Origin of the sequence: Catenuloplanes atrovinosus (assembly GCF_031458235.1) — a bacterium.
Taxonomy (GTDB): domain Bacteria; phylum Actinomycetota; class Actinomycetes; order Mycobacteriales; family Micromonosporaceae; genus Catenuloplanes; species Catenuloplanes atrovinosus.
This window is the reverse complement of sequence record NZ_JAVDYB010000001.1, coordinates 5,041,671-5,060,482: the sequence shown is the minus strand read 5'-3', so window position 1 is coordinate 5,060,482 and position 18,812 is coordinate 5,041,671. Positions and strand designations below refer to the sequence as shown.

Sequence of the window (18,812 nt, the reverse complement as noted above, 5' to 3'; positions counted from 1 at the left end):
GAGATGCTGACGCGTTGACCGGCGATTCGTATCAAAATCCGTGCTCAGGCTGCGCTTGGCAGGGTGGTCAGGCACTTCTGGCGGTTTGCATGGTCGGCGTCTCCGCTTGCCACGTTGGCGGCAAGCGAGGGCCGAAGCCGTCATACCCGTGTGTCAAGCTGTTCTCGCCCTTCCTTCCGGCAGAGCTCTACGGAAGGAGGAGGTGAGAAAAAGGATGCCCGCTCAGCCCGATCGGCCCCACCGCTGGGACTGGATCGTCGTCGTGCTCGCCACGGCGGCCGCCGTCGTCAGCGCCGGGTCAGACCTGGCGGTCGTGCTCCAGGGCTGCGGCCCCGCCTAACCAAGGCGGAAGCCACAACCTCGGAATCAATCCAAACAAGGGTCCCTCGCCGTTCGGCTGCAGAACTGGGCGGCGAGGTCCCATCTCAATCCCGCCCCTGGTGGGAGCGGCATTGTCCACGTCGGGGTAACTCGACATGTCGTACGGTACGCACCAGGTACGACACTTTCCAAGCCGAACCCGATCCCCTGCTGACCGCATCGACGCCGTGGACGGCGAGGCGGCCGGCACCGGCCCGCCGGGCGCGTGAAGAAGGCCAGCGGGCAGGTGCACGTCATCGAGGGCGGACCGGCTGCCGCCGAGCGCGGGCCGGGTCCAGGCTCAGCCCGTCGGCTGGTCGTCCTGCGGTGCGGGCGGGGTGGTCGGGTCGTCGGCGATCGCGGTCAGCGCGGCGTCCTTGCGGCGGTGGTGCTCGGCCTTGGCGGCCGGGCTGACCTCGGTGCCGGCGCCGATGCGGCGGGTGAGCCAGTTCGCGCGGGCGAGGGTTTCGCGGGCGCGGGTCATCGGGTCGTAGGTGGGCAGGCCGGCGCTGACCGTGGGTGCCGGTCCGTCGCCGTGGTGGCGGCGGGCCAGCCAGCGGTCGAGGGTGGCCGCGGTCGCGGCCGGGTCGTACGCGCCTTCGGGCATCCAGGCCCAGCCGTGCTTGTCGGGGTCGTAGAGCACGTCGTGCCACTCGTCGACGACGGCGCCGAACCGGGCGTGCGCGGTCTGCCGGGTGACGCCGAGCGCGTCGCCGATGCGCTCCCACGGCATGGCCCGTTCGCGCGCGTGGATGACGGCGAGCTTGCGCACCTCGGCGACCGCGCCGGCGATCTCCTCGATCCGGGTCAAGTGCTCCAGCGCGGACGCGTGCTCGTCCTCGTGCGCGGTGCTGACCAGGGCGGCGGCGGTGTCGGCGAGGTCGGCGGCCGCGGCCGCGAGCGCGAGCCGGGCCCGGGCCGCGTCGGTCCACTCCGGCACGGGCGGCGCGACGGCGGGCGCGGCGGGTGGTGCGACGGCGGCGTCGGCGGCGCGCAGGACGCCGTGGATGGCGGCCCAGCGGGCGGTGTCGTCGGGGTGGCGTTCCCAGACGGCTTCGTACGTTCGACCACGCCTGTGCCAGCGCTGATGACCTCGGCACGTCGCTGACCGAGGCGTTCGACGCTCATGCGCACGCTGCGGTCTATCTGTCGTTTCCTGGGTGCGGCTTGCTGACCGGTGCGCGGCTGCTCGCGGAGATCGGTGACGACCCGGCCCGGTTCGCGTCCGCGAAAGGGCTGCGGGCCTATGCGGGCTCGCGCCGTTGACGTGGGCCAGCGGGGCCAGCAGCCTGGTCACCCACCGCAGGATCTGCAACCGTCGCCTCAAGCACGTCTGCTACCAGTGGGCGTTCTCGGCGCTGACCCGCTCGCCCGGGGCCCGTGCCCTCTACGACCGCCGTCGTGAGGCCGGCGCCACGCACGCCGGGGCGTTACGTCACCTCGGCGGGCGGCTGCTGTCCGGGCTGCATCACTGCCTGGCCCGCGGCGAGTTCTACGACGAAGACCGCGCGTTTCCCGGCCCGGCGCCTGGATGAGGTGGCGGGTGCGTGGACGGTGGCTGGAAACGCCTGAGTCAATCCCGAGCCGTCGAGCTCTAACGTGGGAACGGCGCCCGGCTACCGCCCTCGCAACCGCCCATCACATTTCTTGGCACCGGGCGGAGCCCGGCCGGGATCTGCGAGCCGATCAGGGCTCGGTCGGCGGTGCTGTCCGGAGCTGTCACGCAGTGGCGCCCCGCCTTACGGCGGGGTCGCGGGCAAGGTGGCGTCCTGGGCGTCTGATCCTCGGACGGAATACGGGAAGGGGCATTGGTGAATCGGCTGGTGCTGGCAGGGTGTGTGATCACGGATGCGGGCGGACGGATCCTGCTGCTGCATCGCCGTACCGCGGGGCGGGTGCAGTGGGAGATCCCCGGCGGGAAGATCGACGCAGGGGAGGATGCGCGGGCGGCGGCGGTCCGGGAGGTGCGCGAGGAGGTCGGCGTCGACGTCGTGATCGTGCGCCGGCTGGGCGAGAAGTCGTTCGAGGAGGACTCCCGCACCCATGAGGTACACCTGGTTTCTGGCAGCGGTCGTGGCCGGGACGCCGTCGGTGAGAGAACCGCAGACCCATGACGACTGCCTGTACTTCGCGCTGCCGGATCTGGCCGGGATGGAACGACAGCTGTCGGCGAACACCCTCAACTTCTTGCGCGAGCACCGCGCGGGAAACCTCGCGCTGTAGCCTTCCGCCTGTTCCAGGCTGCGACCGTCGGCCGGGACCGTCTGCTGGCCGGGTAACGGTGGTGTGCCTCAGATGAGCCCCTGTCTGGTGTATCCGGGACACCACACGTCACCATCGAAGTATGCCTATGGTGGCGCGGGGTGTGGGTGGGCTGCTCGACGCGACAGCGGCGGATCTTGGTATCGGTGTGCCGTGGCAGCGTATCTACCGGGTGCGGCCGCGGGTGCCGTTGCACTGCGACGCCTGCGGCGGGGTGATGCACGCGAAGATCTCCTCACGTGGGCTGCGGTTCTTCGCCCACGACACCGCGTGCGCCGACTGCCCGCTCACCGGGGAGACACCGGATCATCGGCTGCTGAAGTCGGCACTTGCCGCGGCGGTGCGGAGGGCGGGCTGGCACGCCGTCCTCGAGGCGACCGGGCCGGGCGCGCGCTGGCGTGCGGACGTGCTCGCCAGTGCGCCGGACAGCCGCCGTCGGGTGGCGTGGGAGGCGCAGCTGGCGTACCAGCATCACGACGACACCCGAGCCCGTACGGCCCGGTACGCCGAGGACGACGTTGAGGTGGTGTGGGTGCGCGACCGCCCGGTCCGCGACGACGCGCCCTCGGTCGTGGTAGACGTCGACCAGACCCGGATCGAGGTCACGGGCCCGGTCGCCCGGCTCGACGTCGGGTACTGCCCGCCGGGCCGCTGCCGGCGATACCGTGACGTGCCAGCAGTGCTGCCGTGCCCGGGCCACAGGGTGTGGGAAGCGGTTGCGCTGCCGTTGGAGACGTTCGTGGCGTTGATCTGCCGGGACGACCTCGTCCACGCCACACTCGCCGTACCGAAGGCCGGCGGAAAGCAGACCGCCCGTCAACGGTCACCTGCCACCGTGGAGAAGTGGTGGGCACACCGCGCTGATCTGGAGCGTCAGGACGTCGTCCGCCGGGCGCAGGCGGCAGCCGATGCGCCGGCGGCGGAACTACGTACCCGCCGTCGCCAACGGTGGGGCACCGCGGCGCAGCCGCACGCTGCACCAGCGACCCCACCCGTGCCGGAGGCGCCGCAGCGGCAGGTCCCACCGAAGCCCCAGGGGCGGCCGGATGGTGGCAGGGGGCAGGACGTGCAGCGGCACGAAGCGAACCGCGCGGCGCTGCGCGCACGTCAGCAGGAGCTCACACCGCTCGTGACGCGTCTGGTCGCGGCACAATCCGGCATGGTGCCGTGGGCGTGTGAGGGCGACATCGACCACGCGATGGGCGTCTCGCTGATCTTCAACGGGCGGGTGCTGGCCGTGATCTGCCCGGTGGCGTCACGGATCACCGCGGAGATCGCCGCCCGGCTGTCGTCGATGACGGTGTATGTCGCCTCCGATAAAGAGCAGCGGGCCATCGCTCGCCGGTGCCGTGCCGGCCAACGGATCGTGATTGTCTGCGACCCATCGATATGACGGCAGGTCTCGCGCGCTGATCGATGCGGGCTCAGCGCACGCGTGTGCGACTTCTGTGGGAGCCGGTCACCTTTGTGGTGCCCATTCCGGGCGATATCCGGGCCGGTGGGACCAGGCGGACGCGAGGTCGCGGATAACGTCAGCGAGTGCCTGGTCGTAGCCTGCCTCGAAGTCTTTGACCTCGTCGGTGAACTCGCTGCGCTGCAGGATCCGCCGGAGAGCAGCGTTGAGTTGGAGGGTGTGGTCCGGAGTCCAACGGGCTGTGTGTGCCTCGGCAGGTGTGGCGGGCCGGCGGGTAGTAGCCCACCAGCGGGGCGCGATCGCTACCACCGTGGCGCTCACGGCAGCGATCACCGCTGCGGCACCCACCGAACGCGCGATTGCGCGCTCGAGCTGCCAGCGGATCCACTATGGCGAGGGGCATGCTGCTCATGGTGGCGTGGCCGCCCTATCACCGGCGTACCCATTGGATGCTTGGCGGCCGAATGCATAATCGACTATGACGATAGGGTGCGATATCGTGAGCGAATGGCAGCGACGCAGCCGGATGTGGTGATCACGCAGATTCGCCGGTGGATCGCCGAGGGACGGTTCGCTCCGGGAGACCGGTTACCGCCGGGCCGGGAGATCGCGACTTCACTCGGTGTCGGGCTGGGATCGCTTCGTGAGGCGGTCAGGGTGATGGAGACCAGCGGGGAGATCGTGTGCCAGCAGGGCAGGGGCCGGTGGGTGGCCGCTGCGCGGCCGGTGTCCCGTTGTACCTGCGGTTGTGCGTGCTGCTGCCCGCCGAGCGGGGCCGTGCCTGGCTGCCGGCGATGATCGGCATTGCGATCGCGTGGACCATGGCTTTCAGAGCGGCGGTCGAGTCGTGGGGTGGGTGCTGGCGGTCTGCGGGTCTGGTCGCTTGCCGCGGGGATGTGCGGCCGTAGGTGTCGGGCACACTGGCGGGTATGACGACGAACGCCTATGCAACGGTTGAGCGTGAGCGGGCGATCAGGGCCGACCTTGAGCGGCGGCTGCGCGAGCTGGTTCGTGACACGGCCGGTCTGCCGCTGGACGAGGCGCTCGCCGCCGAGCGGGCGATGCTCCTGGCGCGGGTGAACCGGCACCGGGCGCAGGCCGGCCTCGCGCCGGTCACCGAGGACCTGATCCGGCAGATCCAGGAGCAGGCGCACGGGCATAGCGACTACGTGCTCAAGGTGGTCTTGCACAGCGCCGACCTTGCCGCCGGCCACGAGCTTCCCTGGACGTCGCGCGCCGTCTAACGCTCCGCAGCGGGCGACGCCGGTTATAGCGCGGCGTCCGTGAGGAGGGCTGTGGCCGTAGCGGTCAGCGTGTACCGGGTGGTGTGGGCCTGTAGTTCCAGGAGCCCGTCAGCGATCAGGGCGTCCCACCAGCCGGGTGCGAGGCCCACGGCGCGGTCGGCGCCGATGTCGTACACGACGGGCTCGTCGAGCAGGGTGCCGGTGTCGGGGTCGAACCAGGCGACGCGCGCGGTCACGGTGATGTGCCCGTCGCGGATATCACGCAGGATCCGCAGGCGGCGGTGCTCGGCGATGCTCATCGGTCGGGTCCTGCGGGACGGCGGCTACGCCGCGCGTGGCGTTGCCGGTGACGCCGTCGCGGGCCGGCTGGCGCGGGCTGGAGTTCGCGGCCGCGGACACCCCCGAGGTGGCTGGTGACGGCCACAGCGCCTGCGTTGCTGGTGTCGTCGCGCGACGCGGCGGCGTAGAGCAGATGCCCGCCGGTGGTGCTGACGGTGGGAGCGCCACCGATACCGTCGAGGGTGATGGCGGGCGGATCGGCGCCGGGTGGATCTGCGGCGGTGCCGGTGACGCCATCGGGAACCTCCAGGTCACATGCGATTGGAGCCGGTACGGCGGTGGCCCGGCGACGCTGTACGCCGTCGTGTGTAGCGCGCCACGCCATCCACCGTACGTATCGAGGACCGAAGCGTGCGCTCGGAGTGCCCGCCTGCGCAGCCTGAAGGCGCGCTTAGCCCTCAGTGGTAGCGCTGCACGCCTTTGACGACGGGCACGACCCGGGTTGCGGACCCCTCGCTCGCGCGGCGCCCAGATGCCGCGGTCCGGTAGTCGGTTACGGTGAACGGGACTCCACATCGGCCGTGCGCCGACCGAGAGACGCGACGTAAGGCGTATGCAGCGCGGCGTTACCTTTCCCGCTGTCCAACACTCGTTCCATCAGCTGGGGTAGGCATGCCCGAATTCATATATAACGGTCTCTCGTTCGACTCCGAGCAGGAGTACCTGGACGAGAGGAAGAACGCGGGAAACGCTGAAGAGGCCGCGCGGCGCGTTACGTTCCAGCTCAACTACGGACGGACGCCGCAGCGACGCGAGTTCGGTCCCGGCGAACTGACCGGGCCGGCGATCCCGTGCGCCTACGCGGAAGACGGTGTGCAGACCGGAGGCTGGGAGCGACCCGAGGACGGGATACCGGGCGGTGTTCGGAGCGTCGAAGAATGGATCGACCGGTTCGCGAACTACGCCGTCGCCGAGGGAGTCCACGAGGTCCTGGAATATTTCCGTGTTGACGGCAGGCCCTGGCTCGACCCGCACGGTGCCCAAGAGCGGGACATTCACGCACTCGTCGACAAGTTCGTGGAGGACCTCGCCGCGCTGTGCCGCCGCAGGTAGAACGGGCGGACCCGCCGCCCGCGGGAGGGCAACGGGACCGGTTGGTCGCCGGTCTGACTGGCCCGGCGTCAGTCCGGCATCGGCGTGGCCGGCCCGCCCGATCGGACATCCGTGCAGGCTGGCGCGCTGTCGTGGCAGGTGCTGGCGGTGCAGGGGCACGGTGCCGCGCGTCCTTGGCCGTGGACGGCGAGCCCGGCTTGCCGACGCCTGGGGTTGCGATGATGCGGCTCGCGAGGTCGGCGCGGTGCAGTTGTGCGCTGCCGTACCCGTGAAGGCTGGTCGCGGACGTACCGCGCACTCTCGGAAGGTGCTCCTTCGCCGGGTCTCGCTCTGATCGATTCCACGAAATCGTACACGTGTACGAACTTCGGGTAGGGTGCGTGGGTGGAACACGTAGATTGGCCCTCGCTTCGGCCGGTGCCCGGCCAATGGGTGTGCGCAGATCACGGCCCCGTCATCCGGCCGTACGCGGGGGTGGTGCCAGCCTGCCCGGAGTGCATGGTGGGTCTGCTCCGCACGGTCCTTGTCCGCGGGCGGGTCGTGTACCGGGAGGAGGCGCCGGAGCGGTGTGCTGGTCCCGAGCAACATTCGTTGCTGGCCGGTACGGTGCTGATCGGCTGGATCGGCTGCCCGTGTAACGCCTCCGGCGGGCATCGGTCGTGGGCCTGCCGGCGCTGCGGTGACGTCCAGTCCTGGCCACCCCACGACATCGCGGCCTCCCCGCCCTACTTCGGACCCGGCGCGGTCGATCATCTCTACGGCCGCCGCGGCTGACATCCTCGCGCCCGATGGCGCCTCGGCCACCGTGCACGCCGCGCCAACGGCAGCAGCGTCGAGGTTGATGACCGACAGGGCCGAGCTGGTGGTCGGGCGTGCGCTTAAGACGGTCTTACCGACGCCGCCGCAGCCTGTGATCGCGTGGTTACGGTCCATGGCTCGCGACCGTAGCGACGTCACCCTGCTGGCAGGCGTCAATGAGCCGGTCGGCCTCCGTTCGCTAGATTGAGATTCGGGTTCTAGATGTTCGACGAGTTCCGGCTCGACGTTGCCGGCGCCGCGAGCCGAGATGTTGACGAGTGCCGGTACGACTGGCGGATCTCCATTGCCGGTGCGCCATCGGAACCAGTTTACCGTGGGTGCGGCGGATCATGAAACGGCTGGCGTGCCGGATGCGCGCATCTGTCGAGAAGAGTGAAACCACTTATTGAGATTAGCCTCTGCTTGAGGCTGTTCTGCAAAGCGCAAATCAAATAGCATGCCTTGCATGACTAGGCTCATGTCCGACCAAAAGCAATCATCTATGGGAATAGCTTTAAGTATCGTGATATCGATAGGGGCGACCGTATTGGCAGCGGCTGCTCTATATCGCCAAAGCTCAGCCAGAGGACTCTTCAGTGCACAATATGAGAAATTGGCAGCCCTGGCGACGATCGAAGAATCTCATAGGGCGCCAAGCGGCAGCTCGTCCGGCTCCCTCCCCGAAGCCTGCGCGGACTCCAATGAGGCCGCGCCCGAAGAATCAATGTCCGAGCCGCCTCGACGAAGTTGGCTGTCAACGTTGATTCTCGGCGGGGTAGCCGTCCTTTTGCTCTGGTTCGCCATCCCGAGCGCTTTAAACTTCTTGGACAATCGTGCAGGGGGAAGTGTCTTCTGGTATAAGGGAGATCGTCTCGAACTGCGCGTCTCTGGCGGTTTTCCATTGGCGGCGGCTGGCATTCAACTTTCGATGAGACCGAACGCTGGATCCCAAGTCTTGGTAAACCTCGAAGGATTACCAGAAGGCGGGACAGCCTACCTGCTTGCAGCTGGCGCGGCTTCTGAACGGCTCGGTCTGTGCGACCCAGTGCACGGAGCTGGCGTAGAAGTCATCGCCGGTGAAGATTCTCTTGCTGAAGTAGCCGAAGAAGTGGGAGACGACGTACTGAACTTCTGGTCCACGGTTGTGAGGATCGACGTTGCGGCATCAGGGGGCGATTCTATTGATGCGGGAGGATTAGTTTGCGAGTTCGGCACCGCAGACGACTTCTGGGAAGGGCGAGCCGGAAGTTACAACCTATTCTCTCCCGCGGATTACGCAACGGTATCCGACGATCGTAGGGGCGCCACCCCTACTGCCTGCGCATCTGTGTCGATTGAGGTTAAGGGAGGGCAAGAGATTCGCTATACCTATCCAGATCGCTCTCCATTCAAGGAGGGATCAGGTGACTATTCCGAGTACCTACACATATTTCCTGGCGCCACACTCGCGTATTACGGGTCTGGCGGACCGCAAGGCGAATTGGCCGAATGGAATTCTTGCTCTAAGAGTGCTGAGGATCGAGCCATAGCGGTGGAAAGTAGAATCCGGACCGCCCACGTCGAAGACATGTACGCCGCCCAAGAAGCTGACCAGTATCTATACGTTGCGGGCATCGCAATTGGAGTGGTTGGCAACCTCTTGGTGGAGCTTCTCAGAAGATTCGCTGATCGCGTTTCCGGACGAAGGGACAGGTGATCGACGCAGGCCGACCAGGCCTGGGCGGAGGACGCAGTCAGGACTCTCATGACTTCGAGATGGCGTACTGGAATCGTCTGTCACCCGAGAATCGTACGGTCGCCCTATGCCCGGAACCAGTCGATGACCCGAAGAGCTTGGTACCCATCAATAAATGAAGGAGGCTCACGCCTTTTTCGCGGCTCGCGCACCGAACCGTACGGCCGCGTCACGGTCTCTCTCGACACCGCTGGCAACCAACCTACTCTGAGCTGCCCGACGTACTGATCTGCCGCGATCCGTGCGCCAGCACGGTATGAGGCCACTCGAATCCGCGGTGCGGCTGCCGGCGACCGTGTTCGCGACGTCGCGCCGCGCGCTGTCCTCGGTCAAGTGGATCGGTCAGCGGCAGATCGGCAGAGGCACCGCGCAGCGTACGGGTCAGTTCGGCGTACGCCCGGGCGGAAACTGTGTTCTCTCGTCCAGGGTGACGCTGCTGATCTGCGCCTGCGTCACGCCCAGAGTGTCTCGCAGATCCGCACCGGACAGATGCGCGGACTGCAAACTCGCGGCGCGTAGCATCGCGCGCCTCAGGTTCGCTTGCTCCAGATCCGCGTTGCGCAGGTCCGAGCCCTCCAGCGCTGCGCCGTGCAGGTTGGCGCCGTGCAGGTTCGCGTTTCGCAAGTTTGCGTGGGCCGGGGGCAGCGCCGGACAGGTCCGCGTCGGCCAAGACCACGCCGGCCATGTCTGCGCCGCCCAGGCTCGTGAAAACCATCTGCGCGCGCTCCAGGTTCGCACCCACCAGATTCGCGCGGACCATGTCCGCGCCGCTGAGGTTCACGCCGGCCATGTCCGCGCCTGAGAGGTATGGACGCGATCAGTCGGGTGCCGGGCGGGCGGGCCGGGGTAGCGCCGGGGCCGGACAGGTCGCTGATCATGTGCACGGCAGTCCTCCGGGATGCGGGGTGGGGAGTTGGTGATCGGCGGCCGCCGGTGCGGAGGTGGGCGGCGGCCACCGACTCTAACGGGCGTTACGGCCGCCGTGGTGAGCGTGATCACCTGCGTCGGCGCCGTGGCGGTGCGTCCCCGAAGTGCGTTGCGTGGGCGTGCTGGACTTTGTGTCCGAGTTCTGCTCTTACCAGGTGATGGTGATGAGCGTGTCCGGGCGGGGGAGGTGTCCGGGCGTTGCGGGATGCGGGGTTTCTGAGGGTGTGGGGACGGCGGTGATGGTGGGTACGGCTGGCCGGTCGGTGTCCCATTGGCGTAGCAGCGCGAGGCCGCGTGCCGCCAGCGTGGCTGTCTGGGGTCCGTGTGCGATCAGGCCGAGTTCGTTTTCGTCGTCGGTTACGGGTCGCACGGCGAGGTAGGCGAGTGCGGTGCCGTCGTGGAGGGTCGCGCCCGCCCAGCGCAGCGCGGGGTCGAGTAGACCGCTAGAGCGGGCGACGGGGCCGACGGACAGCCGGCCGAAGGGGATGTCGCTGGTGGTGGCGAGCCAGAGGTCGAGGTGCGCGGCGGGTTCTTGGTCGTGGATGCGGATCCCGGTCCAGTGCGCTTCGCCCGGGTGGCGGAGGACGTCGGCGAGCGCGGTGTCGTCGGCCTGGTCGGCGGCGTCGATTTTGAGGAGGACGTCTTCGGCGAGGCGGATGTGGCGTTCGGTGGCTGCGGCGGTGCCGCGCATCGGTACGAACCCGCACACGAGGGGGTTTTCCACGCTGACGAGGTGGCCGGGTGTGGTGTGGGTGAAGGCGATGGAGCGGGACAGGCCGCTGGGGTGCAGGCGCAGGGGGATGACGATGCGGCCGCCGGCGGCGAGTTGCTGCCACCAGGCGGTGGAGATGTCGGCGGCGCCGGCGGTGACGATGATCCGCTGGTACGGGGCGTGGTCGGCGTGGCCGTGGGCGCCGTCGCCGCTGACGACGGTGACGTTGTGGTAGCCGGCGTCGGCGAGGTGCCGGGCGGCGCCGTCGGCGAGGTCGGCGTCGTATTCGATGGTGACGACGTGTCCGTCGGGGCCGGTCAGTTCGGCCATGAGGGCGGCGTTGAATCCGGTCGCGGCGCCGATTTCCAGGATGCGGTCGCCGGGGGTGATCTGGAGTTGGCCGAGCATGGCGGCGACGAGGTTGGCGTTGGACGCCGACGACAGTGCGGTGCCGTCGTCGGCGGTTTTGGTGACCACGGGCTGGTTGCCGTAGGCGACGTCGAGCGGGATGCCGGGCAGGAACTGGTGCCGGAAGACGGTCCGGAACGCGGCTTCGACGCGGGGGTGGCCGGTGAAGGTGCCGCGGTCGCGGATGTAGTCGGCCAGGCCCTGCTGGCGGGCGGCGGCGTCGGTGGCGTCGATGGTGGTGGTGTCGGTGGTCACCGCGCTGAGGGTAGCGGGGTCGGTGTGCGCGGTGGGGGTTTCCGGGGTGGCGTGCGCGTTCCTGCGTCACGTCCACCACGTCAATACCACCGTCGGCCTGACGCCACCTGGGGCCCTGACCACCGTCGCGTGACATTCTCGGCGGTGTCACGCGACCCACATTCGACCGGGCACTACGGTCAGTTCCGGAAGACATCCCGTGGAACTTGGACCCGTACCGCATGACTGCTCCGCTCGTCGATACCCCAGCCGAGCTGCTCGCACAGCTGCGCCGCGTACGCGCCGACACCGGCGCCGAGGGCGAGACCGCGCTGGCGGAGCTGGGCCTACGCCCTCTCACCGGCGGCATGCACAACGACCTCTACCTGTGGACCTCCTCGGCGGGCGACGATGTCGTGATCAAGCTGTACGTCAAGACAGATCGCAACCGGGTAGAGCGGGAATGGGCGGCCCTGACACTGCTCGCCCCACACGGCCTCACCACCGTCCCCGCCCCCCTGTGGCTAGACCACACGCCGGCCGAGCCGGCGATCGGCATGAGCCGGCTCCATGGCCAGCCACTGCTTGAGGCCACAGACAAGATGGCCGCACTGCGGGCCTTGGCGCACACCACCGCCCGGCTGCAGACCGTGCGGCTGACCGGCCTGCTGGCCACCCTTCCCCGCATCGACACCGGCGAGCACTACATGATCCGGCTGACCCAGACGTGGCCGCAGATGCTGGCCTCACAGGCGGACGATTCGCTCGCCCCCGCCATGCGGAAGCTGCTCACTACCTGGCAGCGCAGCGGGGACGCGGACCTCGTCACCACCCCGACCACCCCCGTGCTGTCCCGCGGCGATGCGAACCTGCTCAACTGGATGATCACCGACACCGGGGCGGGCTGCGTCGACTTCGAGTACGCCGGCTACAGCACCGTGCCGTTCGACGCCGCCGACCTCATCGAGCACATCTCCGGCCGGGCCGTCCCGGACCACATCTGGGCCCAGGTGCTGCCCGACCTCGGCATCACCGATGCCAACCGGCGCCAGTTCGCCGCGAACCAGCGCACCTGCGCCCTGCGCTGGCTGGCCGTGCTGTGGAAACAACGCGACCACCGCCGCGCCGACTTCGACACCCAGCACGCCCGCGTCGAGATGCTCCACAGCAACGACAACCCCTACACCTGACCGCGTCAGCGTCCGGCTGGCCGAGTTCACGCCGTCCCCGACCACCCCCAGACGGTGGCTGTGCGGGGCAGTCTTGAGGCCGCTCGTCGTGGTAAAGCCGGCTGATGGCTTGGCAACATAAGTCGACCTTTCGTGGCGATGACCAGGTCGGTTGGGTACGGGTGAAGCACAGCGGCGATGAGTTCTTCGGCGGTGTGGGGTTCCGTAGGCGTCGGCGGTGTCGAGGTGATTGACCCCGAGGCTGGTGGTTCGGCGCAGGAGGGTGATGGCGGCTTTGGGGTCGTTCGGCGGGCCCAGATGCCTGGCTTTGTGCGTCTGCGTGGGTACCAGTTGTCTGTGATCTTGGGGCCCAGGGGCTACTGGCCCTTTCTCGTGTCCGCCAGTTTCGGGCTCTGTCCCACCAATCGTGATGACGCATCGCCCTTCCATCGGTGATGGCCGAAGGCGCCGGGAACCAAGGCTACGGCTGAATGGGCCCAGGCCGTGGGTGATGACCCTTCACGCAAGACGGGGCAGAGCCCCAAACTCGCGGACGAAGCCCACGGCCGCGACCGTAGTGCGGCACCGTTCGACCCGGCCTGCGACACGGGCGGCGACTACCCCTCGGGAGGGACCGGCGTCCTTCCAACGGGATCAGACACCTCAACGCGGGCACCGTGGCGTCGCCCAGAGCGGCTCGGAGCGCGGTAGGTTCTATCGCGGCGTGAGCCACAGTTTATTGATGAGAGTCGAAAGGTTGAGGATGGTCGTTGACGAGGCCCTTCGTGACGCGATCCGTGATTTGGTCGCGGGCATTCGCCCGCTCGATGTGATCGAGGCTTCCACGCAGGCGTCGGTGCTGGAGTGGATCGATTCGGGCGAGCCGCTGTTTCGGGAGCATGGCGCGGTCCCGCCGCGGCATCTTGCGGTGTTTTTCGCGCTCTTGGACGACGCGGCCGGCACGGTGATGCAGGTTGATCACGTCAAGGCCGGCAGGTGGGTATTCGCCGGCGGCCACAACGACGGCGAGCTACCTGATGTGACCGTGGTGCGGGAAGCCAGCGAGGAGCTGGGGGTGGCCGCCGAGTTTCATCCGGCGATCGGGTCGCTGCCGTTGTTCGTCACTGAGAGCCGGGTCGGTGCCGACGGCGATCCGATGGCGCACACCGACGTCACCTTGTGGTACGTGATCCGGGGGCAGGAGGGCATGCCGATCCAGCCGGACCCGCGCGAGTTCGCCGGTATCCGCTGGGTCCGGCTGGCTGACGTTGATCGGTGGGTGGGCGACTGCTTCGCCCCCGATCAGGTGAGCCGGTTCGTGACGAAGCTGTCCGGGGCGTTGGAGTCGGCCCGCGTCACGGTGTGAGTGCCTCCGCGACCTCGGTGTCGGTGGGCAGCGGGTCGCTGGTGGCCCGCGTGCACCACAGGCTGCCGACCGCGCAGGCGAAGCGGAGCCGGGCGGCGATGTCCTGGCCGGTGTCCCAGGTGTGGATCAGTCCGGCGGAGAACGCCGCGCCGGCGCCCTGCGGCTGACGGACGTCGACCGCCAAGGCGGTGGCTCGCCATCTCTGGCCGGCGGCTGATTGCGCCCAGGCGCCGTGTCGTCCTGCGGTGACGACCACCAGGCCCCGCTCGCATGAGATTGTGAATCATGGTGAGTCACTGTGCCGGGATCACGCTTAGAGATCGACCGGCGTTGTGGCAGGTCAGCTACCGGTGGCGGCCGATCGCGAAGAGCACGACCGTGGCCCAGGCCGCGATCGCCGTGACCGCGACCGACCCGGACGCCGTGTACGCGGCCAGCGCGCTGGCGACGGTTCGCGGCGACCGTCAGCTCCGCCGTGTCGCGGTTCGCCGGCGGGCCCGCGGGTGCGGCGGGGTGTGAGCGGCAGTCACTCGGCGCTGGCCTGGACTGCTGGTGCGAACCCGACATGGGCTTGACCTCCTCGTCTCATCCAGGCAGTGGCGCCGGACGCCCGCGTCGTGCAACACCCGGACCGACCGTTGCTCGACTTGGGATGCTGGTAAGAACGTGTCACCAGCCGCAAACGCCGTGCTGGAGGCCCTCACCCCGACGAGGTCCACGCCCGCCCAGGGACTGTAGGCGCCCGGCTGACCGGACGGAGGCCTCCGGCTATGGAGCGCACCGCTCTGAGCCAGCGGTCTGTCTGATGGTGAGGTCGCCGCCGATGGTGAACGTCGCGGAATGTGTCATGGTCGCTTCACGTCCGGTCTCGGCTGGTGGCCGGTTGTCAGACGTCGGGGTGTGCGTCGAGGTCGAATAGCGCCGGCTGGCCGGGTGGCGATGGAATGTGGGAGTCCGCGGGGATGCCGGCGAGGCCGAGGAGCGTGGTGAGGGTTGGCTCGCGTGCCCAATGGTGCTGGACGAGCGTGGGGAGGAGGAGTGCGGTGCCGACGGTGTCCCAGAGGGCGCGGTGTGGGCGGCTGCCGGTTGCGGCGGTGACCTCGTCGGTGAGGGCGAAGTGGTCGAGGAGCGAGGTGAGGGAGTGGTGGACGCCGTGGACTGCGGTGCGCGCCAGCCGGAGCGTGTCGATGAGTCCGGCGATGGTGATGGTGGGGTAGTGGCGGTGGAGCAGTTTCCAGTCGACGCGGACGTTGTGGCCGACGAGATAGCAGCCGTGCACCATCGGCTTGAGGCGGGCGCCGACTTCGGCGGTGGTGGGCGCGGTGGTGAGGTCTGCGTCGGTGATGCCGGGACTGATCCACGGCCGGTGTGGGACGGGGCGGCCGGGGTTGATGAGGGTGTGGAAGGCGGTGTTGTAGTCGGGTCGGCCGTCGATGAGTCGGACCGTGGCGATCTCGAGGATGGCCTCGTGGTCTTTATCCTGGCCGCCGGTGCCTTCGAGATCGAGGGCGGCCAGGGGAGCGTGAAACCAGTTCGTGCTTGTCATCGGGCTCCGAGTCGATGGGTTCAGTCGTCGGTGGTAACGATCTGCTGAGTGAACGTGTCGCGGATGCGCGCGAACTCGTACTGCTGATCCTCTGGGGGAAGGTGGCCGGTGAGTGAGCGGCCGTGGGCGTGGAGCAGGTGTGGTTGGTCGATCTCCCAGATTTGGTATCGGAGAGTGTGCTGGAGAGCGTAGCGACGCTGTTCGCCGAGCCCGTGTGTCCACACGTGGCCGTTGTCGATGACGAACGGCGATTCGTATCCGAACTGGTCAAGAACGTCGCGCATGTCTTGCTCGGTCGGTTGCCGGTTGCCGGTTGCCGGTTGCCGGTTGCCGGTTGCCGGTGGGCGGTGGCGCACCGATCGCGCTGTGGGGTCGGGCGTGCAGTTCTCGCCGCTGGCCCGCCGCACGCCCGGGACGTCGTGGATACGTTCGCCGCCCCACGGCGGTGCCTCGGGCAGCCGGTCAGCCTCGGGCAGCATGAACGCATCGCCCACAGCCGCGCCACCGCCGCGAGAAGATCCTCCCGCTGACCGTGGCTGACGTCGCTGTGACGAACGTCGAACGCGTACTGGACAGAATCCGCGGCGGTGACGTCGGCGAAGCGGCGATGCCGCGCAGCCGCAGCCATTCGCAGAACCGGGTGATGAACCCGACCGTGGCGGCGACGGTCTTGACGGCTGGCCGGCTCGTGCGCCCCCGAATGCCGTGTTGGCGTCCAGGTCCTCGTTGAGCATCAGCCACGCGGCGTGCTTGACCACCTCGCGGAACGCTGCCGGGACGGCGGCCATGTTCAGGGTGAGTGGCTTGGCGTGGGCCTCGTGCAGCGCAGGGGTCAGGACCCACCGGTCGTCGCCGAAGCGTGACAACCGGGCGGGATCGACATCGGGGCGCAGCGGTCGGTTGGAAAGCACCAGCGTGTCCGCGGCCGGCCGACCCGTCCGGGTCGGCGGCTGTGGCAGCCGGCGGGAGACTGCGGCGGTGCTCATGTCCAGTCCAGCTCTCGGCTCAGGAACCGGTCGACCAGCTTCCGCTGGACGTCGGTGGCGTTGGCGCGGGCGTCGGCGACCGCGCCGGGCCCGTACTGGGCCAGCAGGCCCGCCACCTGTGTGGTCGGCGTGGTGAACCGCTGTGCCCAGGCCAGCGGAGTCATCCGTGCCTGGCGGGCGAGCAACTCGTCGTGGACGAGAACCTGGACCGGCAGGTGCGCCGGAGTCGCGCGGGCGCACGGGCACGACAGGCACAGCAGAAACGAGGCGGTGCACGGGGTTCCGGCCTCGCTGTGCGAGCTGCGAAGGTTGTCGATGCAGCCGGCGATCACGGTATCGAGCCTGCCCGAGACCAGGTCGGGCACCGTCGCGCCCTCCGGCGGCGCAGGCCCGCCGACGGCCTGGTCTTCCATTCCGATCGCGGCTGCCAATACACCAGCGCCCAGCACGCGCGCCTCGCGAAGCGGCACGGCGTCCGCCTGAGCGTGGGCCGACGCGGGCAATGCTGGGACAACGCGGTCGCCGAATCGTTCTTCTCCACGATCAAAACCGAGCTGATCCACCGCCAGGCCTGGCCCACCCGCAAGGCCGCCCACCAAGCCATATTCGAGTACATCGAGGGCTGGTATAACACCCGCCGCCGGCACTCCAGCCTCGGTTACCTCAGTCCCGCCGCTTACGAGGGCGGCGCCGTCATCAGCCTGCTACCCGCGCTCAAGGTAGCTTAAAGATCAACTCATAGACCCTGTCCGTCAAAACGGGTCAAGCCCAGGCCGGGCGGTCAAGGCGGCCCTGCCGGCGTCGCCGCAGCCGATGATCGCGATACGGTCCATGGCCCGCGACCCTAGCGGCGTCACCCTGCTGGCGGGCTCGCGCGGAAGGTTACTCGAGCGACCGGTGACTGGGATCTTCTGGCACGCGTATTTCACCTGTTTCACGAATGCAGTCGCACGCGACGAGTGGTGTGGTTGGCGGAAAATTTCGAGACGCGGAGCGGCGCAGTTTATGCGTGCTGGGCAACTTCCATGTAGCCTATGCGCCGTTTGGCCGCCGGGTTCGGCGGACATGGTGTCGGTGCGCGATCTTCGCTGGTGCGGTGGTCGTGGTGAATGCGGAATGGGTGATTTTTTGACTACGTCGGTACCTGCTGCGAACGTGTCGGACTTCTACTGCGACGAGGCGCTGTCGGGCCGGACGCCGGTCAAGGTCGTGATGCAGACGGAGACGGTGCTGGCGTTCGAGCACACTCGACCGAGCTACCCGGTGCATATCGTCGTGGTCCCGAAGCAGCATGTGCCGTCGCTGGTGAATCTCGGTGATGCCGGCGAGGAAGTGCTGATGGACGTGTTCCAGATGGTCCGGAAGGTCGCCGCGATGGTGCGCGAGGAGCATGGGGCGGCGTGTGTCGTGACGAACGAAGGTGACTACCAGGAGTCCAAGCACCTGCATGTGCATGTGCTGTGGCGAGGTGACCTGCCAGAGGGCCGCGCTTGAGACGTTGCACGGCCATGGTGCTCAACGGAGGCGTCGCTGTGAGCGGGCCAGATGCAGGAGCTGCGTGGCGATGTTTGTGGCGGCTTGACGTACCCGGTCCCGATCGGGGTGCGGCGAGCCGGGTCGGCGGTGATGAAACAGCTTCGCGCAGGCGTCCGCGATCGCGTGGTCGTCGGTGAGCTGCTCGTCGGGCACGACGATGCATGGTGCGCGGTGGGCCTTGGCGTTGTCGAGTTGGTCGCCGCGGCTGACGGTGGTGGGTAGCTGGCCGGGAGCGCTTCGGCGCTGGTGTCGATCATGAGGGCGAGACCGCGGTCCGCGGTGGTGCGGTCGGTCCACAGCGCGGCGACGCCGGCAGCGCCGCGCAGCGGGTGTGGGGACAGCGCCTGCATGCGGTGCAGGTCGGTGTCGAGGTCGTGGCCGGCGAGGATGAAGGCGTGCCGGCGGGCGCGGCTCAGTGCTCGGTCGAGCACGGCGAGCAGGTCACCGGCCTCGGCCGGGGTGTCGATGACGACGGCCCGGAATTCGATGGACAGTTCCTCCTCGGTGACCTGCTGTGCCGAAACCAGGCGCCGATCTTGATCATTGACGTGCGCCGCATTCGAGCGTCTTGGATCCTGGTGGTGGCCGAAGGACCTGCCGAAGCGGTGCCCTATCAACCTGCCGAAAACACCCGGTCGACGGCCGAGGTGTGGCTGGTCGCCCCAGGCGGGTGGCGCTGAAACATTCACCCGGCAGCACCAGCCGTAGTCGGGGGCGGCTGGC

25 protein-coding genes and 2 pseudogenes are annotated in these 18,812 nt (G+C 68.5%); 16 read left to right on the top strand and 11 right to left on the bottom strand.

Annotated elements, in window-relative coordinates; all coding sequences use genetic code 11:
• The first annotated feature begins 214 nt into the window (after positions 1-214).
• Positions 215-340, top strand: a complete 126-nt coding sequence (locus J2S41_RS22540; RefSeq protein WP_310370218.1) for a hypothetical protein — start codon at positions 215-217, stop codon at positions 338-340.
• Positions 341-661: 321 nt separating this feature from the next.
• Here the strand turns inward: J2S41_RS22540 and J2S41_RS22535 are convergent, their stop codons facing one another.
• Positions 662-1,300, bottom strand: a complete 639-nt coding sequence (locus J2S41_RS22535) for a hypothetical protein (RefSeq protein ID WP_310370216.1) — start codon at positions 1,298-1,300, stop codon at positions 662-664.
• Between the two features lie 26 nt (positions 1,301-1,326).
• Between J2S41_RS22535 and J2S41_RS39910 the strand changes: the two are divergent.
• The 4 genes and pseudogenes from J2S41_RS39910 to J2S41_RS22515 all read left to right on the top strand — a co-directional run bounded on the left by J2S41_RS39910 (position 1,327) and on the right by J2S41_RS22515 (position 4,015).
• Positions 1,327-1,895, top strand: a pseudogene (locus tag J2S41_RS39910) (transposase).
• Positions 1,896-2,171: 276 nt separating this feature from the next.
• On the top strand, positions 2,172-2,474 hold the full coding sequence (locus tag J2S41_RS22525) for an NUDIX hydrolase (protein WP_310370214.1): 303 nt from the start codon (positions 2,172-2,174) through the stop codon (positions 2,472-2,474).
• Complete coding sequence (locus J2S41_RS22520; protein ID WP_310370213.1) at positions 2,452-2,583, top strand: hypothetical protein; 132 nt, start codon at positions 2,452-2,454, stop codon at positions 2,581-2,583. The genes J2S41_RS22525 and J2S41_RS22520 overlap by 23 nt, the downstream gene beginning before the upstream one ends.
• 142 nt (positions 2,584-2,725) lie before the next feature.
• Positions 2,726-4,015 carry a competence protein CoiA family protein gene (locus J2S41_RS22515; RefSeq protein ID WP_310370212.1) on the top strand — a complete coding sequence of 430 codons (1,290 nt, stop codon included), beginning with the start codon at positions 2,726-2,728 and terminating at the stop codon, positions 4,013-4,015.
• A gap of 66 nt (positions 4,016-4,081) precedes the next feature.
• Here the strand turns inward: J2S41_RS22515 and J2S41_RS39905 are convergent, their stop codons facing one another.
• Positions 4,082-4,396: a DUF6221 family protein gene (locus tag J2S41_RS39905; protein ID WP_374728263.1), complete on the bottom strand. Its 315-nt coding sequence runs from the start codon at positions 4,394-4,396 to the stop codon at positions 4,082-4,084.
• Positions 4,397-4,543: 147 nt separating this feature from the next.
• On the opposite strand from J2S41_RS39905, the gene J2S41_RS39900 reads away from it, so the two are divergent.
• Both J2S41_RS39900 and J2S41_RS22510 read left to right on the top strand, forming a co-directional pair.
• Positions 4,544-4,834: a FadR/GntR family transcriptional regulator gene (locus J2S41_RS39900; RefSeq protein ID WP_374728147.1), complete on the top strand. Its 291-nt coding sequence runs from the start codon at positions 4,544-4,546 to the stop codon at positions 4,832-4,834.
• 131 nt (positions 4,835-4,965) lie between these two features.
• Positions 4,966-5,280: a spore germination YkwD domain-containing protein gene (locus tag J2S41_RS22510; protein ID WP_310370211.1), complete on the top strand. Its 315-nt coding sequence runs from the start codon at positions 4,966-4,968 to the stop codon at positions 5,278-5,280.
• A gap of 23 nt (positions 5,281-5,303) precedes the next feature.
• On the opposite strand, the gene J2S41_RS22505 is transcribed toward J2S41_RS22510, so the two are convergent.
• Complete coding sequence (locus J2S41_RS22505; RefSeq protein ID WP_310370209.1) at positions 5,304-5,579, bottom strand: hypothetical protein; 276 nt, start codon at positions 5,577-5,579, stop codon at positions 5,304-5,306.
• A 652-nt stretch (positions 5,580-6,231) separates the two neighbouring features.
• On the opposite strand from J2S41_RS22505, the gene J2S41_RS22500 reads away from it, so the two are divergent.
• The 3 genes from J2S41_RS22500 (at position 6,232) to J2S41_RS22490 (ending at position 9,166) form a co-directional block, all read left to right on the top strand.
• Positions 6,232-6,672, top strand: coding sequence for a hypothetical protein (locus J2S41_RS22500; RefSeq protein WP_310370207.1), 441 nt, complete (start codon positions 6,232-6,234; stop codon positions 6,670-6,672).
• Positions 6,673-7,170: 498 nt separating this feature from the next.
• On the top strand, positions 7,171-7,446 hold the full coding sequence (locus J2S41_RS22495) for a hypothetical protein (RefSeq protein WP_310370205.1): 276 nt from the start codon (positions 7,171-7,173) through the stop codon (positions 7,444-7,446).
• A gap of 490 nt (positions 7,447-7,936) precedes the next feature.
• Positions 7,937-9,166: a hypothetical protein gene (locus J2S41_RS22490; RefSeq protein ID WP_310370202.1), complete on the top strand. Its 1,230-nt coding sequence runs from the start codon at positions 7,937-7,939 to the stop codon at positions 9,164-9,166.
• Positions 9,167-9,586: 420 nt separating this feature from the next.
• Here the strand turns inward: J2S41_RS22490 and J2S41_RS22485 are convergent, their stop codons facing one another.
• The 3 genes and pseudogenes from J2S41_RS22485 to fxlM all read right to left on the bottom strand — a co-directional run bounded on the left by J2S41_RS22485 (position 9,587) and on the right by fxlM (position 11,507).
• Positions 9,587-9,829, bottom strand: coding sequence for a pentapeptide repeat-containing protein (locus J2S41_RS22485; RefSeq protein ID WP_310370200.1), 243 nt, complete (start codon positions 9,827-9,829; stop codon positions 9,587-9,589).
• 31 nt (positions 9,830-9,860) lie between these two features.
• Positions 9,861-9,998, bottom strand: a pseudogene (locus tag J2S41_RS39895) (pentapeptide repeat-containing protein); the annotation flags it as partial.
• Positions 9,999-10,280: 282 nt separating this feature from the next.
• On the bottom strand, positions 10,281-11,507 hold the full coding sequence (gene fxlM, locus J2S41_RS22480) for a methyltransferase, FxLD system (RefSeq protein WP_310370199.1): 1,227 nt from the start codon (positions 11,505-11,507) through the stop codon (positions 10,281-10,283).
• Positions 11,508-11,728: 221 nt separating this feature from the next.
• Between fxlM and J2S41_RS22475 the strand changes: the two genes are divergently transcribed.
• Together J2S41_RS22475 and J2S41_RS22470 are read left to right on the top strand one after the other, a co-directional pair.
• On the top strand, positions 11,729-12,676 hold the full coding sequence (locus J2S41_RS22475; protein WP_310370197.1) for a phosphotransferase: 948 nt from the start codon (positions 11,729-11,731) through the stop codon (positions 12,674-12,676).
• Positions 12,677-13,418: 742 nt separating this feature from the next.
• Positions 13,419-14,021, top strand: a complete 603-nt coding sequence (locus J2S41_RS22470) for an NUDIX domain-containing protein (protein ID WP_310370195.1) — start codon at positions 13,419-13,421, stop codon at positions 14,019-14,021.
• Here the strand turns inward: J2S41_RS22470 and J2S41_RS22465 are convergent.
• A complete protein-coding gene (locus J2S41_RS22465) occupies positions 14,011-14,277 on the bottom strand; it encodes a PfkB family carbohydrate kinase (RefSeq protein ID WP_310370193.1) in 267 nt (88 codons plus the stop codon). The two genes, J2S41_RS22470 and J2S41_RS22465, sit on opposite strands and share 11 nt — an antisense overlap.
• Positions 14,278-14,306: 29 nt before the next feature.
• Here J2S41_RS22465 and J2S41_RS22460 point away from each other — a divergent pair, with 29 nt between their 5' ends.
• Positions 14,307-14,540, top strand: coding sequence for a hypothetical protein (locus J2S41_RS22460; protein ID WP_310370190.1), 234 nt, complete (start codon positions 14,307-14,309; stop codon positions 14,538-14,540).
• A 367-nt stretch (positions 14,541-14,907) separates the two neighbouring features.
• On the opposite strand, the gene J2S41_RS22455 is transcribed toward J2S41_RS22460, so the two are convergent.
• The 3 genes from J2S41_RS22455 to J2S41_RS22445 all read right to left on the bottom strand — a co-directional run bounded on the left by J2S41_RS22455 (position 14,908) and on the right by J2S41_RS22445 (position 16,717).
• Positions 14,908-15,567 (bottom strand): 3'-5' exonuclease, encoded by a 660-nt coding sequence (locus J2S41_RS22455; RefSeq protein WP_310370188.1) that lies wholly within the window; start codon positions 15,565-15,567, stop codon positions 14,908-14,910.
• Positions 15,568-15,587: 20 nt separating this feature from the next.
• The gene (locus tag J2S41_RS22450) at positions 15,588-16,061 is read right to left on the bottom strand and encodes a hypothetical protein (RefSeq protein WP_310370186.1); all 474 of its coding nucleotides are present in this window, start codon (positions 16,059-16,061) and stop codon (positions 15,588-15,590) included.
• Between the two features lie 488 nt (positions 16,062-16,549).
• A complete protein-coding gene (locus tag J2S41_RS22445) occupies positions 16,550-16,717 on the bottom strand; it encodes a hypothetical protein (RefSeq protein ID WP_310370185.1) in 168 nt (55 codons plus the stop codon).
• Between the two features lie 27 nt (positions 16,718-16,744).
• On the opposite strand from J2S41_RS22445, the gene J2S41_RS39890 reads away from it, so the two are divergent.
• Both J2S41_RS39890 and J2S41_RS22435 read left to right on the top strand, forming a co-directional pair.
• Positions 16,745-17,281: an integrase core domain-containing protein gene (locus J2S41_RS39890; protein WP_374728146.1), complete on the top strand. Its 537-nt coding sequence runs from the start codon at positions 16,745-16,747 to the stop codon at positions 17,279-17,281.
• 388 nt (positions 17,282-17,669) lie between these two features.
• Positions 17,670-18,047, top strand: a complete 378-nt coding sequence (locus J2S41_RS22435) for an HIT family protein (protein ID WP_310376457.1) — start codon at positions 17,670-17,672, stop codon at positions 18,045-18,047.
• Between the two features lie 21 nt (positions 18,048-18,068).
• Here J2S41_RS22435 and J2S41_RS22430 read toward each other — a convergent pair whose 3' ends face one another.
• Positions 18,069-18,242, bottom strand: a complete 174-nt coding sequence (locus tag J2S41_RS22430; protein WP_310370183.1) for a hypothetical protein — start codon at positions 18,240-18,242, stop codon at positions 18,069-18,071.
• Positions 18,243-18,442: 200 nt separating this feature from the next.
• Between J2S41_RS22430 and J2S41_RS22425 the strand changes: the two genes are divergently transcribed.
• Positions 18,443-18,769 (top strand): hypothetical protein, encoded by a 327-nt coding sequence (locus J2S41_RS22425; RefSeq protein ID WP_310370181.1) that lies wholly within the window; start codon positions 18,443-18,445, stop codon positions 18,767-18,769.
• Positions 18,770-18,812 lie beyond the last annotated feature (43 nt).

Bases quoted from the DNA above. Each gene is read 5' to 3' on its own strand.
- J2S41_RS22540 (WP_310370218.1), top strand. From the start codon at position 215: ATGCCCGCTCAGCCCGATCGGCCCCACCGCTGGGACTGGATCGTCGTC.
- J2S41_RS39900 (WP_374728147.1), top strand. From the start codon at position 4,544: ATGGCAGCGACGCAGCCGGATGTGGTGATCACGCAGATTCGCCGGTGG.
- J2S41_RS22510 (WP_310370211.1), top strand. From the start codon at position 4,966: ATGACGACGAACGCCTATGCAACGGTTGAGCGTGAGCGGGCGATCAGG.
- J2S41_RS22505 (WP_310370209.1), bottom strand. From the start codon at position 5,579: ATGAGCATCGCCGAGCACCGCCGCCTGCGGATCCTGCGTGATATCCGC.
- J2S41_RS22500 (WP_310370207.1), top strand. From the start codon at position 6,232: ATGCCCGAATTCATATATAACGGTCTCTCGTTCGACTCCGAGCAGGAG.
- J2S41_RS22495 (WP_310370205.1), top strand. From the start codon at position 7,171: ATGGTGGGTCTGCTCCGCACGGTCCTTGTCCGCGGGCGGGTCGTGTAC.
- J2S41_RS22490 (WP_310370202.1), top strand. From the start codon at position 7,937: ATGACTAGGCTCATGTCCGACCAAAAGCAATCATCTATGGGAATAGCT.
- J2S41_RS22475 (WP_310370197.1), top strand. From the start codon at position 11,729: ATGACTGCTCCGCTCGTCGATACCCCAGCCGAGCTGCTCGCACAGCTG.
- J2S41_RS22470 (WP_310370195.1), top strand. From the start codon at position 13,419: ATGGTCGTTGACGAGGCCCTTCGTGACGCGATCCGTGATTTGGTCGCG.
- J2S41_RS22460 (WP_310370190.1), top strand. From the start codon at position 14,307: ATGGTGAGTCACTGTGCCGGGATCACGCTTAGAGATCGACCGGCGTTG.
- J2S41_RS22455 (WP_310370188.1), bottom strand. From the start codon at position 15,567: ATGACAAGCACGAACTGGTTTCACGCTCCCCTGGCCGCCCTCGATCTC.
- J2S41_RS22445 (WP_310370185.1), bottom strand. From the start codon at position 16,717: ATGACTCCGCTGGCCTGGGCACAGCGGTTCACCACGCCGACCACACAG.
- J2S41_RS22435 (WP_310376457.1), top strand. From the start codon at position 17,670: ATGGGTGATTTTTTGACTACGTCGGTACCTGCTGCGAACGTGTCGGAC.